We start from the raw sequence: 17,576 nt of genomic DNA on the forward strand, positions 1-17,576 counted from the left end.
AAGCATAGATTGACATTTTTAACAGTTCGCGTCATTTACGGGTAATTATGCAGGAAATACAGTCAGATAAGTCAGATGAAGGGTCTATTACAGGCGAAAGCAAAGTTCATGTTTTCGACTCTGCCCTGCAATTAGTGAGCGGCGAGAGCTTGCAACCGTTTTCTGTAGCCTATTGCAGTTGGGGCAAGCTGAATGCGGACAAATCTAATACGATTTTAATTTGCCACGCCCTTACTGGTGATCAATTTGCGGCTGGTGACAACCCGATGACCCAACGCCCAGGCTGGTGGAACACCATGATTGGACCTGGCAAGCCCTTAGATCCAGAAAAATATTTCATTATTTGCAGTAATGTAATTGGTGGATGCAGTGGTTCTACCGGTCCTGCGAGTATTAATCCTGAGACAGGCAAACCATACGGACTGGATTTTCCGGTTATCACCATTACAGATATGGTGCGCGCACAGGAAAAATTGCTCGAAGCACTAGGCATCGACTCGCTCTTGACGGTCATAGGTGGATCAATGGGCGGGATGCAAGTGCTGGAATGGGCCAATTCATTCCCTGAAAAAGTATTTAGCGCAATTCCCATTGCTGGTTCTGCACGTCATTCAGCCCAAAATATTGCATTTCACGAGGTTGGGCGGCAGGCCATAATGGCGGATATTGATTGGCATGGCGGCGACTATCATGCGGAGAAAACACAACCGCGCAAAGGTCTGGCAGTGGCACGCATGGCGGCACATATCACCTATTTGTCAGAAACAGCTTTGACGCGGAAATTTGGACGTAATCTCCAAGACCGTGACGCGCTAAGCTATGGTTTTGAAGCTGATTTCCAAATTGAGAGTTACCTGCGCCATCAGGGTTTCACTTTTGTGGAACGCTTTGACGCCAATAGTTATCTCTACATCACCCGCGCCATGGATTATTTTGACATTGCGGCAGAACATAACGGAAAGCTTGCCGAGGCATTTACCAATTCCGACACGCGCTTCTGCGTTGTGTCCTTCACCAGTGACTGGCTGTTTCCGACGTCTGAAAGTATTCATGTTGTACGCGCGTTAAATGCCGCAGGTGCAAATGTCAGTTTTGTCGAAATAGAAAGCGATAAAGGGCATGATGCGTTTCTACTCGATGAGCCAGAAATGTTTAAAACATTAAATGGTTTTCTCAGTTCTGTTGCCAAAGACCGAGGGCTGTTATGAGTAAGGGCAAAGCAACTGCATCATCAAGCGTTTCAGACCGTAAGGATTTACAACTTATTTGCGATCTCATCCCGCGCGAGTCGCGTGTGCTGGATATTGGCTGCGGGGAAGGCGATTTGCTCGACCTTCTGAAATTAGAAAAAAATATTGACGGTAGAGGTGTTGAAATATCTCAGGCAGGTGTGAATGCTTGCGTGGCACGCGGATTATCGGTCGTTCAGGGCGATGCAGATAGAGATCTTAAGCATTTCCCGGATAACGGGTTTGACTATGCCATTTTAAGTCAAACGCTGCAGGCCACGCAGCGTCCTGACTCAGTGCTTAAGGAATTAGCACGAATTGGCAAAAAGCTCATTGTGTCCTTCCCGAATTTTGCCAATTGGCGCGTGCGATTTTATCTCATGTTTAAAGGCCGGATGCCTGTCACATCCACACTGAATGCTCAATGGTATAATACGCCGAACATTCATCTCTGCACGATTGAGGATTTTATTAGCCTTTGCGATGAGCTGGATTTGAAAATCGAAAAAAGCTTCATTCTTTCGAATGATAAAGTCAAACATGTAGAAAGTTCTGCTGGCCCCCTAATGAACTTAATCGCTGAACAAGGCTTGTTTATTGTCTCCTCTGATACGCAGACGTGACTTTAAAACTTGTCCATTCGCGGAATAAGCGCCGGACGTGATACCGGTTTCAACACAAATGAGCGGGTTCTGGCACGATTAACAGGGGCATAGACCAGCTTTTGGGCTTCAACAATATTCAAACCACATAATTGCGGCAAAACCCGGCGCATTGGACGTTCAATCAGTTTGGCAATACGCGTCATTGGGATCCAGCGGATAGGCGGTGCCGCTAGACACGCTGACCAAGTCAAGGGAGAGAAACCAGCATCACGCAATAAATGCCTTAACTGACGGCGGCTGAAAGGACGCCCACTGCCCCATGGGGTAATATCACGGCGAGCCCAGATACCACTGCGGGACGGCACCACAATAAGCACACGCCCACCAGGCACCAATACGCGCCATAATTCATGCATCATCGTTTCAGGGTCGTATGTCATTTCCAATGCGTGAATAATCAAAACACAATCAACCGAATTATCGGCCAAGGGTAGATGCACCTCATTAACCAACGCCGTTTTGTTTTCCCTACCTTCAGGCCAGGGTACAACACCCATAGTGGCTGGCATAAAGGCCGTCGCATTGTCCCCAGGCCAATTACGTTCAATATAGGGCAGGCCATAACCTATCGTACAGAGTCGCTGATCTTTCAGCGATGGCCAGCTCTCAACAAGCCGCTCGGATAATAATTCAAGCGCAAGCTGCCCGATTTTCCCCGCGTAAAATTCTTTTAAATCCAGAATGTCAAAGCGCATGTAAATAACTTAGCAGAACAAATAGCAAATTACTCATAGACAGGCTAAATTAATTCTCAGAAAGTGAAAATATGATGCAAGAAATTGAAGTCGTCCAAATCCCCTGTCTGAGTGATAATTATGGATATTTGGTACACCATGTGTCCAGCGGCGAAACCGCCAGTATTGATACGCCCGATGCAGCCCCTCTGCTTGCAACATTAGCAGACAGAAGATGGGAGCTTACCGCAATTTTCAACACGCATCATCATTATGACCATGTTGGCGGTAATTTGGAATTGAAAGAAAAAACCGGATGCAAAATTTTCGGCCCAGCTGGAGAGGCCGATAAAATCCCCGGTTTAGACGAGGCCCTTGACGATGGTGACATGATTTCTCTGGGCAGTGAGCAGATAAGGATACTTAATGTAGGCGGGCATACCAAAGGTCACATTGCCTATTATTTTTTCGAAAGTAGCTGTGCCTTTGTCGGAGATACTTTATTCATGCTCGGATGCGGACGTCTGTTTGAAGGCACACCACAACAAATGTGGTCGTCCCTCAAAAAAATCGCCAATCTCCCACCTGAAACACTGATTTATTGCGCACATGAATATACTGAGGCGAATGCACGTTTTGCCGAGACAATTGATCCTGATAACCAAAATCTGACAGAGCGCATTGCGGATATAAAGGCTCTTCGTTCTGCAGACAAACCCACTGTACCCGCCAGTATTGCGGTTGAACTCGCCACCAATCCATTTTTGCGTGCAGGGGACCCAGCCATTCAAAACCATCTGGGCATGGCCGGTGCAAATATCGTCGATGTCTTTGCCGAGATACGCACCCTTAAAGATAATTATTAGGGGCTCAGTGTCATGTCATTCGATAACATCACCACCGAGGCATAATGGTTGAGACACATATCATGGTAAGCGGCGCGATTGCCGAGGAACTCCCTTGGGTTGACCCGCTGGCCTATTTCTCAGTAGTTGCCGAAACACCCTACGCAATCTGGTTAGATTCTGCCGACACATGCCACCCCGCCGGGCGGTATAGTTTTATCATGCACGACCCATTTGAGACACTGACACTCAAAAATCCACATGATAACCCTTTCACTCAACTAAAAACCAAGCTGGCACAATGGCAAGAGGACTGGGCTGGGCTTGAAGCACACTGGCCCGACTCTCCCCCTTTTAAAGGCGGCGCGGCGGGGCTGTTCGGTTATGATTTGGCGCAAAGTCTTGAAAAACTGCCACCGCATCTCCCACCCTATGCTGTTGATGATACTCGGCTTCCTGATATGGCTGTTGGCTATTACGACCTCGTGCTTGGCTTCGACCATCAGAAACATCGTTGTTTTGTTTTCTCTACAGGTTTTCCGGCCCATGGCGCGGCAGAACGTAGTAATCTCGCCCGCCTCAAAATTGAAAACTTAAAAAAAACCCTGCATGGTCTACCCAAGGTACCTGCTGCACATTTCCCAGCATCCGGCAAAATGGATGGTTACATAAATGCCGATATAGAGGCCTCTATTTTTAAATCGAGGGTGCAAAAAGTCATTGATTACATTCATGCGGGCGATATTTTTCAAGCGAGTTTGTCCCACAGATTTAGCGGGCATATTGCTTCAGATGACACGCCGCTGACCTATTACGCCCGACTCCGGCACATCTCACCAGGGCCTTTTGCCGGATATGCCAATTTTGGCAACTGGGTGCTGGCGTCAGCCTCACCTGAAAGATTTCTGGAATGCAAACATCAACGCGTGGAAACGCGCCCAATTAAAGGTACACGCCCCCGCAGTGGAGATCCGAAAACTGACATGGCATTGCTCGAAGACCTTAAAACCAGTCAGAAGGATAGAGCGGAGAATGTGATGATTGTTGACCTTCTCCGCAATGATCTATCGCGAGTATGCGAAGACGGCAGTATGAAGGTCTCAGCCCTATGCGAGCTTGAGACCTTTGAGACAGTCCACCATCTGGTATCTATTATTTCAGGCCAGCTTCGTAGTGGTATGTCGCCACCGGATTTACTTGAAGCATGTTTCCCTGGCGGCTCTATATCCGGCGCCCCTAAAATCCGTGCTATGGAGATTATCGCTGAACTTGAGAATAACACGCGTGGGCCTTACACAGGCGCGTTAGGGTATATCGGTTTTGATGGTGCTATGGATATGAACATTCTCATCAGAACCGCTGTCATACGTGACAAGAAAATAACCTTTCAAGTGGGTGGCGGTATTGTCGCAGATAGTCAACCCGAAGCAGAATATCTTGAAACACTCGATAAAGCCCGGGGACTTATTACAGCCATCGGTGTTGAAATTAAAACACGAGACGTCGAGAAAATATCATCATGATTTTACTGATTGATAATTATGACAGTTTTGTACATACGCTGGCACGCTATATTGGAGAGCTTGGCCTTGACCGTGTGGTTGTGCGTCATGACTCGGTTGACATAGCCGCCATTCAGCAACTTAACCCTGAGGCCATTATCATTTCACCCGGCCCTGCCACACCCGAAAAAGCAGGTATTAGCATCGAACTTGTGCGCCATTTTCGTGGCACGATTCCTATACTTGGTGTATGTCTGGGACATCAAGCAATTGCGGTAGCTTATGGCGGTACAGTTGACCGCGCCCCACGTCCTCGTCATGGTGTATCTGATTACATTTATCACAAGAAACATGCTTTGTTCGACAATCTCCCCATGCCATTCGAAGCGGCACGTTATCATGCGCTTTGCGTCACGCGGACACCTGAAGGGTTGACTGAAATTGCTCATACACAAGATAAGCTCGTGATGGCGCTGGCAAATGATGACGATAGGGTTTACGGCTATCAATTCCATCCCGAGAGTATTTTAACGCAAAACGGACATCAGCTGCTGTCTAATTTTTTCACCTGCGCAGGCATCCTACATAATACTTTTCAATCAGATGAAATGCCGGAAATGATTAAGGCAGGATAGAGATGATATGGCTTAACGGCAGTTTCGAAGATACCAGCAAAATTTCTTCTTCAGATAGAGGGTTTTTGCTCGGAGATGGCGTTTTTGAAACCCTCCATGCAACCGGCAAAACAGATGTGGCTGTGGTATTTTTTAATCAACACTGGCAACGCTTAACCACGGCGCTTAACCTCGTTGAGATAGACATTCCCTATGCTGCCAATGATATTCTTGCCGCCTGCCAGCATCTCATTAAGCACATGCTCTTTGAAAATAATAATGATCAGTCGCAGTCTTTTGTGTTGCGGCTCTCCGTCAGTCGCGGAAATGGCGGACGCGGTCTTTCCATCAGTCCGGATGAGAAACCAAACTGGTTGTTAACAGCCGCCCCATGCCCGCCACCGCCAAAGTCAGTATCTCTGCACGTCAGCACCCTATGCCGCCCTTCAAAAAACCTCACAAGCCGGATTAAATCACTTTCCTATATGGATAATATTCTGGCTCGAAAAGAAGCAGTCCAAGCAGGTGCGGATGAAGCCTTGTTGCTCAATGAAAAAGGGCATGTGTCTTGTGCAGCCGCAGCAAATATTTTTGTTTTTGAAAACAATAGATGGGTCACACCACTAATAAGTGACGGGGCTTTGGATGGCATTGTGCGTGGGGAAATATTGAATATGAGCAAACTTGATGGGGTGCCGATAATAGAAGAAAGTCTGACACTGGCGCAGGTTCATGAGGCAGACCATTTATTTATCTGTAATAGCCTAACCGGTGCAGTGCCGGTGATAGAAATTAATGGCGTGCCAAAAGAAAAATCGCCCGCAATGCAGGCGATTTCTGAAATTCATAAGTCGGGGTGAGTCCCAGACACTTAGTCCTTTGGCTCAATAACCTGACGACCACGATACATGCCGCTTTTCAAATCAATATGATGGGGGCGATGCAATTCGCCACTATCTGGATTTTCGACATAGGTAGTGCTTTTCAGCGCATCAGAAGCACGTCGCATACCGCGTCTGGACGGTGTCGTTTTTCGCTTTGGTACAGCCATTTTGAAACTCCATAAAATATTTGAGATTTTATAGGGCAGAAGCGGTGAAACGTCCACCCCTATTGCCCGCTATTTACGCAAAACCTGCCAGATAGTGCCATTCTCTCCCTCAGCCAAGATATAAAGGCTCCCGTCAGGAGCTGTACGAATATCTCTTAGGCGTTCCTTAATATCCGAAAACAGCGTTTGTTGGTCACCGGGAGTCCTATCCTGCATATCAATGCGATAAACATTTTTGAACCTCAGGCTTGTTAAAAATAAATCGCCTTGCCATTTTGGAAACAATTCGCCCTGATAAAGGGTCATGCCCGATGGCGCGATTGAAGGATCCCAATAGGTCAAGGGCTGCTCCATGCCGGGCAAGGACGTGTAGGGCGAGATTGTTGCACCGCTATAATCAATGCCATAGGTAATTGCAGGCCAGCCATAATTCACCCCTGGGCGCATGAGATTAAGTTCATCGCCGCCGCGTGGGCCGTGCTCATGCGTATAAATCAGATTTGATTGCGGGTCATAAACGACTGCCTGCGGATTCCTATGCCCGTAGCTGAAAATTTCCGGTAGCACACCAGATTGGTTAATAAATGGATTATCGGGCGGCACATCGCCGGTTTCTGTTAGACGGAGAATTTTTCCGGAGCTAGAGCTTAAATCTTGCGCTTTTTCACGCTCATCAAAAGCATCGCCATGCGTCAGGATAAGTGAACCATCGTTCAAAAACACAAGCCTGCCACCATAATGCACAGGGCGATTACGATTTTGAGTTTTATAGAGTATTTCTGGATTCATGAGCGTATCACCCTCCAGACGGGCACGCATCAGCACCAGATGGTTGGCTTCAGATGTCCCGGCGGCATAAGTCAGATAGACGAGATTATTCGTCGTGAAATTAGGATGGAGAACAACATCCATCAAACCGCCTTGCCCCTCATAAAGGACTTCTGGGACATTATGTATAGGATCCGATACCTTGCCATTACTCACGCGTTTTAGAGAGCCAGAAAGTTCTGTCACCAGCAAATCACCATTTGGCAGGAAAGCCAGCCCCCATGGCTCATTTAGTTCATCGGTGATTTTTACCAGACGGTAATCCACCGCAATTGCAGGCTGTGTAAAAACCACAAAGCTAAATAAGAAAAAAGCTATAAATAAACTTGCAAGATATTTCATATTATTCATATTTCTGGGTATAGATTAAAACTGTTCATTTAAAAAGATAGTCATGCCAAAAATTATAAAATCAATTTTGACACTCATCTGTGCCTTTGTTCCTGCCATGGTGATATTAAACCTTCTTGGCATTACTTTGGTAACAAGTTTTGCCATGATGGAAATCATTGCCATGGGTATTGATGTACCGAATAATGTCTGGCTGGCAACGATAAGTCACGATCTGATTTATCTTGCTCCACTATATTCAATTATTTTTGGGGTTGGGCTGGTGATTTCCCTAATAGCAGCTGACTTCGCATCAAGGTTTTTACCTTTCAACCGGTATTTAATTGACGTGACGGCAGGCATTGTCTCAGCCTTGACTGCACTGACATTGATGAACAACTTACTCGGTGTCACACCTATAGGTGCATCCAGAACCATTGCAGGATTACTAGCCTTATCTGCATGTAGCGGGTTAGCTGCTCTTACCTTCAGCTTCATAAGACGTAAAATAACTTCTTAGGGCCATACCCACTAAGTCGCCTTAAATTCTAGCCTTCTTTGATGAAGGAGAGGCTCGGTATAACCGCTAGGCTGTTCTTTACCTTTGAAAACCAAATCACACGCCGCTTGAAACGCAATACTACCCTCAAAATCATCCGCCATTGGCTTATATTCTGGATCGCCCGCATTTTGACCGTCCACAACCGTCGCCATGCGCTTCATCGTTTCCATAACCTGTGCCTCATCAACAATGCCGTGAAGCAACCAATTCGCCATATGCTGGCTGGAAATCCTCAATGTCGCGCGGTCTTCCATTAAACCAACATTATGAATATCCGGTACTTTTGAACAGCCAACACCCTGTTCAACCCAGCGCACAACATAACCGAGAATACCCTGTGCGTTGTTATCCAACTCCTGCTGAATATCCGACTCACCCCAATTTGGGCGCTCGGCTACAGGAATAGATAAAATATCTTCAATCGCCGCACGTGGGCGCGACGCTAACGTGTCTTGAATCGCATCCACATCTACCATGTGATAATGAAGCGCATGAAGAGTTGCCGCAGTTGGCGACGGTGCCCAAGCACAATCCGCACCAGCTTTTGGGTGGCCGATTTTGGTATTCAGCATATCCGCCATCAAATCTGGCATTGCCCACATACCTTTGCCAATTTGGGCTTTGCCTTTAAGACCGCATTCAAGTCCGACATCCACATTCCAATCTTCATAAGCAGTCAGCCAAGACGCCGCTTTCATATCCGCCTTACGGATCATTGGCCCGGCCATCATGGATGTATGAATCTCATCGCCTGTGCGGTCTAGAAAGCCTGTATTAATGAAAATCACACGCTGTTTGGCCGCACGGATACATTCTTTTAAATTAAGCGTCGTGCGGCGTTCCTCATCCATAATCCCTATTTTAAGGGTCAATGGCGCAAGACCAAGTTCAGTTTCCACATCGGCAAAAAGCTGATTACAAAAAGCAACTTCTTCAGGCCCATGCATTTTCGGCTTCACAATATAGACCGAACCCGCGGGACTATTTTTTGCCGCTACATCAGTTTTGTTCAAATCATGCCAGGCCAATAAACCCGTCATCAGCGCATCCATGATACCTTCTGGAATTTCATTACCATCTGAATCGAGAATGGCGGGGTTGGTCATGAGGTGCCCGACATTGCGAATGAGCATGAGGCTCAGTCCTTTCAACGTCACCGGCGCGCCAATTGCGCTTATGTAATCGCGGTTTTTGTTCAAGGATCGGGTGATTGTTTTACCCCCTTTAACCATATCGCAAGCGAGATCCCCGCGTAACAAACCAAGCAGATTACGATAGGTCTCAACCTTATCCTCGGCATCTACAGCCGCGACAGAGTCTTCACAATCCATAATCGTAGTTACCGCTGACTCAAGCTCGACATCTGCAATGCCCGCCGGGTCATCGCGCCCAATGGGATGGTCACGGTTAATGATTATGTCGATATGCAAATCATGATTGCACAACAAAATAGAACTCGGTGCAACTGCAGAGCCTTGATAACCGATAAATTTTTCAGGTGAGGCAAGAGCTGTTATATCACCAGAGGCGAGCGTTGCCTGCAATGCCCCATCCGAAATCTCATAAGCAGTAACATCCGCATGGCTGGCATTTTCAAGTCCGACGAAATCATCAAGAAACGCTTTGGCGCGCTTAATAACTTCTGCACCGCGAAGCGGATTATAACTGCCCTCAGGTGCCAAATCGCCTTCTCTGGAGATGACATCCGTACCGTAAAAAGCATCATACAAACTGCCCCAGCGTGCATTGGCAGCGTTTAATGCATATCTGGCATTTTTAACCGGAACAACGAGTTGGGGTCCGGCAATATCAGCAATCTCAGGATCCACATTATCGGTCTCAATCGAGAAAGCATCTCCTTCCGGCAGAAGATATCCAATATCTTCAAGAAACTGACGATATGCCGCCGCATCAAATGCTTGTCCGGCACTATTGGCAAGCCAATCATCAATTTGTTTTTGCAACTCGTCGCGCTTTGCTAACAAATCCTTATTGGTTTGTGCATGTTTCAGTAAAATATTAGAACAGGCCTGCCAGAACTGTTCCGCAGTTATGTCCAGATCGGCAGTGGCTTCATTGGCGACGAAATCAACTAAGAGTTCATCAATGTGTAAATCATTAATAACTTTACGACTTTGCATCAGGATTACTCAGATTATTTATAAATAAAGGAACCATACGATATACTTTTTTTAATATGTGAAGTAAATTTAAATGGTGTTGATAAATTGTCTTATTTATCAAGGCTATTCAGCAAATCTACCCGGTCAACAAAAAATCTTTTTCCTGAGAGGTAAAGTAAAGGGATACCAGATGCAGCCAGCACAGAAAAAACAATCAGCGTTATGGTATATGGTTCCGCAACATTATTATTAAATAGAACATCTGCAAGAATGCCCGCAAGTGTCCCACCAACACCAAGCCCGACGAGGTTCATTGTCAGGATATAAAAGGCGATAAGTGTCGCTTTATATCTAGGGGGTGATAATTCCTGCACTGTGGAGAAACTTGGGCCATAAACGAGACCCAATTGAAAATAGGCAAAAAACATCCCAACCCAAAAAATTGGCGCATTCGGGTCGGACAGGCGATACATCAGACCAATCGGTAGCAAAATCAGAAATGCCCAAAATAAAAACATGGGTCGCCCACTATTGGTTTTTCTCTGCCAGATATCACCAAGAATGCCTCCTGAAAGATTACCCAAAATACCGGCAAAAACTGCAATCCAACCTGACTTCACCAAAATATCAGATTTCTCAAAACCGCGTTCCTGTACCAGCCAGAGTTGTTCAAAGGCCGCCGCTCCAAGCATGACGTGAAACATCACCCCCGCAATGATGACATAACGCAAAGAAGAATATTGCCTTATCAATTTCAAAATATTTGAAATAATTTCTTTGAAGGGCATTTTCTCAATATTTTGAGAGCTCGAAGAGAGGCCCATACGCGGCGTTTCAGGCAGAAATAAGAGGAAAAGCGCAATGACAACGCCGACACCTCCAATCAGCAGGAAACATGTCCGCCAGCCAATTAACGGGCCAATATATCCCGCGATTAAAAGGCTGGCCGCAATCCCAAGCGGCACACCCAGATAATAGATGGCAGATACAAGACCTAATTCCGCCTTATTATATCTATCCGATAAAAGCGAGAGCGACGTCGGCGTTGCAACACTTTCACCAACCCCAATAAGCATACGCGGTATTAGCATCGCTGTGAAACTTCTTGCCATGCCAGAAAACGCCGTTAACAGACTCCACAATCCAAGCCCAAATGCGAGTAGCCTTGGTCTGTGCAACCTATCGGCAAGCGTTCCCATAAACAAACCCATTATCGAGTAAAACAGAATGAAAGAAAAACCAGTCAGCAAACTATATTGGAAATTACTCAAATTCAAATCTGGTTTAATATCATTTGCAAAGCTTGCAATGAGTTGTCTATCGACAAAATTCAAAATATTGATGAAGGTCAAAAGTGCAAGAAGCAGATGACTGCTCATTCGTGACCCTGTATCTGTTTCTAAAACCTGCGACGCATTCTTCTTTTTATTCGACAAATTATTTCTCCAACAGACAGATTAAATTATTGATATAATTTATCTTTGCCGACTAAGATTAATCTGTAAACATTTAATAAATATCTGTGTCATCAAACCTGCTTATTAGGAATTATCTCCATGAGCTCAGCGCCGATTGAAGATGAACAAAATCTCATAGAGTTAGTGAATCGTCCCAATATGGACAAATTTGTCTGGGATGATCCTTTTCTTTTGGAAGATCAACTCACCAATGAAGAAAAAATGTTTCGAGACTCAGCGCGCTCATTTGCCAATGAACATTTGGTCGGGCGAGTTCGTAAGGCATATACGGATGAAATTGTAGACACTGAGACCATTCCACTTATGGGTAAGCTTGGGCTGTTAGGTGTCACATTGCCGGAAAAATATGGCGGTGTCGGTGCAAATTATGTTTCCTATGGTCTTGTTGCCAGAGAAATTGAACGCATTGATAGCGGCTATCGTTCCATGATGTCGGTGCAATCCAGCCTCGTTATTTATCCTATCTATGCCTATGGCAGCGACGCACAGAAAGATAAATATTTGCCAGGGCTAACATCAGGCGAAAAAATTGGCTGCTTTGGCCTTACAGAACCCGAAGCCGGCTCAGACCCTGCGGGTATGAAAACTGTCGCAGAAAAAACCAACAAGGGCTATAGGATAACCGGCTCGAAAATCTGGATTTCTCATGCTCCGATTGCCGATATATTTGTCATCTGGGCAAAATCGCAGGCACATAACAATACCATTCGAGGCTTTGTACTTGAAAAAGGCATGGCCGGCCTCGAAACTAAGAAAATCCATAACAAGCTTTCTCTCCGGACCTCTATTACAGGTGAAATCATCCTGAATGATGTTGAGGTAAGCGAAGATCATCTCCTGCCGCACATAGAAGGGCTCAAAGGCCCGTTTGGCTGTCTAAACAGGGCACGTTACGGTATTTGCTGGGGGTCAATGGGCGCGGCGGAGTTTTGCTGGCATGCGGCGCGAGACTATGGCCTCAACAGAAAACAATTCGGCAAGCCTCTAGCACATACACAATTATTTCAGAAAAAACTTGCCGATATGCAAACCGAAATTGCGCTCGGTCTGCAGGGTGCGTTAAGGCTTGGTCGGATGATCGATAATGCCAGCGCAGCACCTGAAACCATCAGCCTGATGAAAAGAAATAATTGTGGTAAGGCGCTGGATATTGCCAGACAAGCTAGAGATATGCATGGCGGTAATGGCATCTCGTTGGAATATGATGTCATGCGTCACGTGCAAAACCTTGAGACGGTGAACACCTATGAAGGGACGCATGATATTCACGCCTTAATTCTTGGGAGGTCGCAAACGGGTGCGCAAGCATTCTTCTAGACACTATTATTATTAATTTTCTTGTCTTCAGATTTTAAACAAAAAAAGGGCGGCTCAAAAGCCGCCCTAGTTAAATTTGTTTTAAAGCTAACTTAGAATTCTTTAGCTACTGTGAGACCATATATCGCTCCTGGTGCAGGATACGCACCCTGAGAATCGGAGCCTGGTACGTTGAATGCTGTTTGAATGAATTCATCATCATTGATATTTCTGCCCCATAGAGTTACGGAGAAACCATTATCCCTGTTAGTGATATTCAATGCAGCATTTATCATGTCGACACCTCTTGGAGCAATTGCCTCTGAAACAGTGTCAGTTGCTTGGTGCTCAGCCTCATGGAAATATTCAATTCTTAGAAGGCCATCAGTATTCTCTGATAAGTCAAATCTATAATTACCTGATAAAGAGAATGATAAGTCAGGAATACTAGCAGGTGTTGTACCACTTATATCTCTATATATCTCACCAGGTGCACAGTCATCTGTTGGATCCCCAGAACGAGTTCGATCACAAGTCCCAAATGTGTGCTTTACAAATTCAGCATCAATGTATTGAACAGCTAAAGTTGTGAAGAAGTTTTCGCTGAAGAAAATCATGGAGTCTATTTCGATACCTATGTTTTCTTGTTCTTCGGCATTGGCAAGGTTAAAGCCAGTGCCAGCAAAATTATTGCTTTGGAAGTTTTCAATAGTCTGGCTAAAAGCAGTTACATTGATGTATCCGTTATCCAACTGTTTCTTAAAACCAACTTCTAGGAGTGTTACTTCTTCTGGTTCAGCATAGTATCTAGAAGTGTCGAAAGGCAGACCCGCATATACTGCTGGATCAGTGGACACACTTACTGAGATAGGCTTAAACCCTGTGGAGTAACTCGCATATACATTTGTGTCATCATCTAAAGACCAGATCAGTTTAGTTGATGTTGTGACTTCACTAGATTCAAATACCCCATCTTCATTTGCATTAGGGTAGTTCGCAAATTGTGGGAAAAATTGAATAGCTGTCAATGGTGCAGTTGCAGGATTTGCAGCAACTGCAATTTCGGAGAAGTTATCAATAATGTCAACATCAGTAACAACTGTCTTCTTATCGTCAATATATGCTGCAGTAAAATCAATTGTTAAATTTTCAGTAAGATCCCAGTCTAACTGCCCATATAGCTGAAGTGTTTCAGTGTTTACGTTAAAGTCAGTATCTTGAATACCCTGACCAGCAACATACCAAGAATCTGCAATGCTAGTACCTAGGAAAGTTGCAACTGTTTGCTGAACAGCGCCCTGGGCAATAAGAGCCGTGGCTGGATCAGTAAATACCGCAGCTCCTATAGGATCACCATTTGCATCCAAGAAAGCACCAACTTGAGGGTTCCCAGGGTTAGCAAATCCTGCAAGTACTTGTGTGCCACTCGGTAATCCAGCAACTTGAAGAATTGCACCCTGAGCAACTTGTGTTGCAACAGCATTAAGGCCAGAGCCTTGAATAGCTAACAGAGTGTCAACAACATTCCGAATACCTGCAGTATCTCTAAATAAGACAGATCTGTCATTTACTATATCCTCATCCATATAGTATGCACCGAGCATCCATCTTACATCACCGCTGCCATCAGATTTAAGTTGAAATTCTTGAGTAAACGTCTCGAATCCATAATCGACTGACTCGATTAAAATATCTGCTGGGAGGAAGTCGACATCAGCGCTAGCAGAAAAGTCATTCTCACGATAAGAAGTAATCGAAGTAAATGTTGAAGAACCTAAATCTAAATCAAATTGAGCTGATACACCTCTACCTTCAGCTTTAGACGAAGGATCAAAGTTTGCTCCGAACCTACCAGAATGGCTCCCAACAGGTGGTCGGCCAGCCAAAATACCAGCTTGAATTAGTGCACCATCAATCAAGCCAGAATTCAGTTGAGCAATACCACAACACACCTCATCGAGAGAATCATAATCTGCGATAATGCGCATTGTTAGTTCATCGGATAATTCAGATAGAATTTGACCCCGAATGGCGTATCTGTCTCGATTATTAATATCGTTACCAGTAACTGTATTCGTTAAGTAACCATCTCTCTCATTTCTCGAGGCTGATAGTCTAAACGATGTCGTATCAGATAATGGTCCAGTTACGGTACCTGCTATCTTTCTGTGATTATCGTTACCACCGGTCAACGATACCTTGCCTCCAAATTCATTTTCTGGGAGCTTTGTTTTGATGTTAATTACACCAGCAGAAGCTGATCTACCAAAAAGTGAAGATTGTGGACCTCTAATAACTTCAACTTGTTCAACACTTAATAAGTCATTAAGGGCTGACTGGTTTCTGGTTCTTGATACTCCGTCAACTACAACACTTACAGATGGCTCAATACCCGGGTTGTTCGTACCATTACCAAAACCCCTGATGAAAATTGTATTGTTCAAGGCATTTTGATTTTGAGTAAATTTAACTGATGGTACGGAAAACTGAAGCTCTGAAATATCATTTGCTTCAGTTAATTCAAGGTCTTTAGAAGTTATAACTGCTACAGAAACAGGTGTGTCAACAAGTGCTGTCTCCCTCTTCTGTGCACTAACAATAATCTCATCAACTTGGGCAAATACAGACCCGGTGAAAGCTAACACTCCGATAAGTGATGTTACACCAAATTTAATTAAAGTGTTTTCTCGCATAGAGATATCCCTCCAAATTTTAAAATATTTGTGAATAATTAAGCATAGTTGTTTAAATAAGTAACTAAAAAATAAGTATTTAGGTCCAAAAATCTGAGCGTTATAATTTATGTGATATATTTACAACTAAGTTTTAAGGCAGTAGTTAAAATACTTCAAATAAACCTGCCGCTCCCATTCCGCCACCAATACACATTGTAACTACAACATTTTTAGCTTTACGTCGTTTGCCCTCCATAAGCGCATGGCCCACTAGACGCGCACCAGTCATACCAAACGGGTGGCCAATGGCAATAGAACCGCCATTAACGTTGAATTTTTCATTATCAATGCCAAGTCGGTCTCTACTATAGAGTGCCTGACTTGCGAAGGCTTCGTTTAGCTCCCACAGGTCAATATCATCAACCGTGAGACCTTTACGTTCCAACAGGCGAGGTACAGCAAAAACAGGTCCAATGCCCATCTCATCCGCCGCACAACCTGCTACAGCAAAACCTCGAAAAGCACCTAGTGGTTCAATATTACGTTTCTCAGCCTCTTTAGCTTCCATAACCAGTACGGCCGCCGCGCCATCGGATAATTGAGAGGCATTACCAGCGGTGATAAATTTATCTTCACCGCGAACAGGCTTAAGAGATGCCAGCCCCTCTAATGTTGTATCTGGACGGTTACAGTCATCACGATCAACAACTGTATCGACAATGCTTTCTTCACCTGTCTCTTTATTGACAACCTTCATTTTAGTTTCGAGTGGTACAATTTCATCTTTAAAAAGATCAGCTGCCTGAGCAGCAGCCATACGCTGCTGACTTTGCAATGCATATTCGTCCTGCGCCTCGCGAGAAACATTATAACGCTCGGCGACAATATCGGCTGTTTCAATCATTGTCATCCAAAGGTCTGGATGAGTTTGCATTAAGCTGTCCTCTGTAAAATTGTTCATATTCGGACCCTGCATTGTTACCAAAGAGATAGACTCGATACCTGCTCCAATAGCCATAGGTACATCTTCAGTCAAAACCTGCCCTGCTGCCATTGCTATGGTTTGCAAACCAGAAGAACAAAAGCGATTAACTGTTACACCGCTTACTGTGTCAGGGCATCCAGCTCTCATCGCAGATAATCGAGCGATATTATTGCCAGTTGCGCCTTCCGGCCAACCGCAACCCATAAGCACATCTTCAATTTCACCCGGATCAACTCCAGCACGCTCGATCACGCTTTTAATGACATGACCGCCCATTGCGGCGCCATGCGTTATATTAAACCCACCCCGCCCAGATTTTGCCAATCCAGTTCGAGCGCTTGATACAATCACTGCTTCCTTAGTCATAAATTCTCCCATATGTTTAGGCGCATAATGCATATTTTATTTCGTATGCACAATAAGGTTTTGCACCCGACTAAAAATTATACCTTTTTTGTAAACATCCATTTATCAGCATTTTTTTCGTAATAATTATGAACATTGTCTTGGCGCCTTATTGGTGTATAAATTTGCTCATATGCACCCGTAGCTCAGCTGGATAGAGCGCTGCCCTCCGAAGGCAGAGGTCAGAGGTTCAAATCCTCTCGGGTGCGCCAATTTCTTAAGTCATAACAACGGCTTACCCAAGGCACCTCATTCCCTAAGCCCCCAAATGCGTCGACTGTCACAGTGGTGTCACAGCAGATTTGGGAGTATTA

Annotated in this window: 15 protein-coding genes and 1 tRNA gene; 9 read left to right on the forward strand and 7 right to left on the reverse strand. The window is 45.0% G+C overall.

What is annotated here, in order from left to right; all coding sequences use genetic code 11:
- Positions 1-47: 47 nt before the first annotated feature.
- Positions 48-1,208, forward strand: coding sequence for a homoserine O-acetyltransferase MetX (gene metX, locus RS24_RS09350; protein WP_021777964.1), 1,161 nt, complete (start codon positions 48-50; stop codon positions 1,206-1,208).
- Positions 1,205-1,852: a methionine biosynthesis protein MetW gene (gene metW / locus RS24_RS09355; RefSeq protein WP_021777965.1), complete on the forward strand. Its 648-nt coding sequence runs from the start codon at positions 1,205-1,207 to the stop codon at positions 1,850-1,852. The genes metX and metW overlap by 4 nt, the downstream gene beginning before the upstream one ends.
- Before the next feature lie 2 nt (positions 1,853-1,854).
- Here the strand turns inward: metW and RS24_RS09360 are convergent, their stop codons facing one another.
- Positions 1,855-2,589 (reverse strand): class I SAM-dependent methyltransferase, encoded by a 735-nt coding sequence (locus tag RS24_RS09360; RefSeq protein ID WP_021777966.1) that lies wholly within the window; start codon positions 2,587-2,589, stop codon positions 1,855-1,857.
- A 74-nt stretch (positions 2,590-2,663) separates the two neighbouring features.
- Here RS24_RS09360 and gloB point away from each other — a divergent pair, with 74 nt between their 5' ends.
- The 4 genes from gloB to RS24_RS09380 are packed head-to-tail and all read left to right on the forward strand — an operon-like array spanning position 2,664 to position 6,389.
- Positions 2,664-3,434 carry a hydroxyacylglutathione hydrolase gene (gloB, locus tag RS24_RS09365; RefSeq protein ID WP_038301049.1) on the forward strand — a complete coding sequence of 257 codons (771 nt, stop codon included), beginning with the start codon at positions 2,664-2,666 and terminating at the stop codon, positions 3,432-3,434.
- Between the two features lie 44 nt (positions 3,435-3,478).
- Entirely contained in the window at positions 3,479-4,936 is a 1,458-nt protein-coding gene (gene pabB / locus RS24_RS09370) for an aminodeoxychorismate synthase component I (RefSeq protein WP_021777968.1), read from the forward strand.
- On the forward strand, positions 4,933-5,550 hold the full coding sequence (locus RS24_RS09375) for an anthranilate synthase component II (protein ID WP_021777969.1): 618 nt from the start codon (positions 4,933-4,935) through the stop codon (positions 5,548-5,550). Before pabB ends, RS24_RS09375 begins: the two co-directional genes overlap by 4 nt.
- A 2-nt stretch (positions 5,551-5,552) precedes the next feature.
- Positions 5,553-6,389: an aminotransferase class IV gene (locus RS24_RS09380; RefSeq protein WP_021777970.1), complete on the forward strand. Its 837-nt coding sequence runs from the start codon at positions 5,553-5,555 to the stop codon at positions 6,387-6,389.
- A gap of 11 nt (positions 6,390-6,400) precedes the next feature.
- On the opposite strand, the gene rpmF is transcribed toward RS24_RS09380, so the two are convergent.
- Positions 6,401-6,580 carry a 50S ribosomal protein L32 gene (gene rpmF / locus RS24_RS09385; protein ID WP_021777971.1) on the reverse strand — a complete coding sequence of 60 codons (180 nt, stop codon included), beginning with the start codon at positions 6,578-6,580 and terminating at the stop codon, positions 6,401-6,403.
- Between the two features lie 69 nt (positions 6,581-6,649).
- The gene (locus tag RS24_RS09390) at positions 6,650-7,759 is read right to left on the reverse strand and encodes a PQQ-dependent sugar dehydrogenase (RefSeq protein WP_021777972.1); all 1,110 of its coding nucleotides are present in this window, start codon (positions 7,757-7,759) and stop codon (positions 6,650-6,652) included.
- A 43-nt stretch (positions 7,760-7,802) separates the two neighbouring features.
- On the opposite strand from RS24_RS09390, the gene RS24_RS09395 reads away from it, so the two are divergent.
- Entirely contained in the window at positions 7,803-8,258 is a 456-nt protein-coding gene (locus RS24_RS09395) for a hypothetical protein (RefSeq protein WP_021777973.1), read from the forward strand.
- A gap of 11 nt (positions 8,259-8,269) precedes the next feature.
- On the opposite strand, the gene RS24_RS09400 is transcribed toward RS24_RS09395, so the two are convergent.
- Positions 8,270-10,441, reverse strand: coding sequence for a malate synthase G (locus tag RS24_RS09400; RefSeq protein WP_021777974.1), 2,172 nt, complete (start codon positions 10,439-10,441; stop codon positions 8,270-8,272).
- A 92-nt stretch (positions 10,442-10,533) separates the two neighbouring features.
- Positions 10,534-11,859 (reverse strand): spinster family MFS transporter, encoded by a 1,326-nt coding sequence (locus RS24_RS09405; protein WP_021777975.1) that lies wholly within the window; start codon positions 11,857-11,859, stop codon positions 10,534-10,536.
- A 180-nt stretch (positions 11,860-12,039) separates the two neighbouring features.
- Between RS24_RS09405 and RS24_RS09410 the strand changes: the two genes are divergently transcribed.
- Positions 12,040-13,218, forward strand: a complete 1,179-nt coding sequence (locus RS24_RS09410; protein ID WP_051295643.1) for an acyl-CoA dehydrogenase — start codon at positions 12,040-12,042, stop codon at positions 13,216-13,218.
- A gap of 92 nt (positions 13,219-13,310) precedes the next feature.
- On the opposite strand, the gene RS24_RS09415 is transcribed toward RS24_RS09410, so the two are convergent.
- Positions 13,311-15,890, reverse strand: coding sequence for a TonB-dependent receptor (locus tag RS24_RS09415; protein ID WP_021777977.1), 2,580 nt, complete (start codon positions 15,888-15,890; stop codon positions 13,311-13,313).
- Positions 15,891-16,035: 145 nt separating this feature from the next.
- Complete coding sequence (locus tag RS24_RS09420; RefSeq protein WP_021777978.1) at positions 16,036-17,223, reverse strand: acetyl-CoA C-acyltransferase; 1,188 nt, start codon at positions 17,221-17,223, stop codon at positions 16,036-16,038.
- Positions 17,224-17,397: 174 nt separating this feature from the next.
- On the opposite strand from RS24_RS09420, the gene RS24_RS09425 reads away from it, so the two are divergent.
- Positions 17,398-17,474 (forward strand) — tRNA-Arg (locus tag RS24_RS09425).
- Positions 17,475-17,576 lie beyond the last annotated feature (102 nt).

Source organism: Candidatus Micropelagos thuwalensis (genome assembly GCF_000469155.1).
Classification (GTDB): domain Bacteria; phylum Pseudomonadota; class Alphaproteobacteria; order RS24; family RS24; genus Micropelagius; species Micropelagius thuwalensis.

Coding starts and splice junctions, on each gene's coding strand:
- pabB (WP_021777968.1), top strand. CDS start 3,479: ATGGTTGAGACACATATCATGGTAAGCGGCGCGATTGCCGAGGAACTC.
- metW (WP_021777965.1), top strand. CDS start 1,205: ATGAGTAAGGGCAAAGCAACTGCATCATCAAGCGTTTCAGACCGTAAG.
- RS24_RS09420 (WP_021777978.1), bottom strand. CDS start 17,223: ATGACTAAGGAAGCAGTGATTGTATCAAGCGCTCGAACTGGATTGGCA.
- gloB (WP_038301049.1), top strand. CDS start 2,664: ATGCAAGAAATTGAAGTCGTCCAAATCCCCTGTCTGAGTGATAATTAT.
- metX (WP_021777964.1), top strand. CDS start 48: ATGCAGGAAATACAGTCAGATAAGTCAGATGAAGGGTCTATTACAGGC.
- RS24_RS09410 (WP_051295643.1), top strand. CDS start 12,040: ATGGACAAATTTGTCTGGGATGATCCTTTTCTTTTGGAAGATCAACTC.
- RS24_RS09375 (WP_021777969.1), top strand. CDS start 4,933: ATGATTTTACTGATTGATAATTATGACAGTTTTGTACATACGCTGGCA.
- RS24_RS09400 (WP_021777974.1), bottom strand. CDS start 10,441: ATGCAAAGTCGTAAAGTTATTAATGATTTACACATTGATGAACTCTTA.
- RS24_RS09395 (WP_021777973.1), top strand. CDS start 7,803: ATGCCAAAAATTATAAAATCAATTTTGACACTCATCTGTGCCTTTGTT.
- RS24_RS09415 (WP_021777977.1), bottom strand. CDS start 15,890: ATGCGAGAAAACACTTTAATTAAATTTGGTGTAACATCACTTATCGGA.
- RS24_RS09390 (WP_021777972.1), bottom strand. CDS start 7,759: ATGAATAATATGAAATATCTTGCAAGTTTATTTATAGCTTTTTTCTTA.
- RS24_RS09380 (WP_021777970.1), top strand. CDS start 5,553: ATGATATGGCTTAACGGCAGTTTCGAAGATACCAGCAAAATTTCTTCT.
- RS24_RS09360 (WP_021777966.1), bottom strand. CDS start 2,589: ATGCGCTTTGACATTCTGGATTTAAAAGAATTTTACGCGGGGAAAATC.
- rpmF (WP_021777971.1), bottom strand. CDS start 6,580: ATGGCTGTACCAAAGCGAAAAACGACACCGTCCAGACGCGGTATGCGA.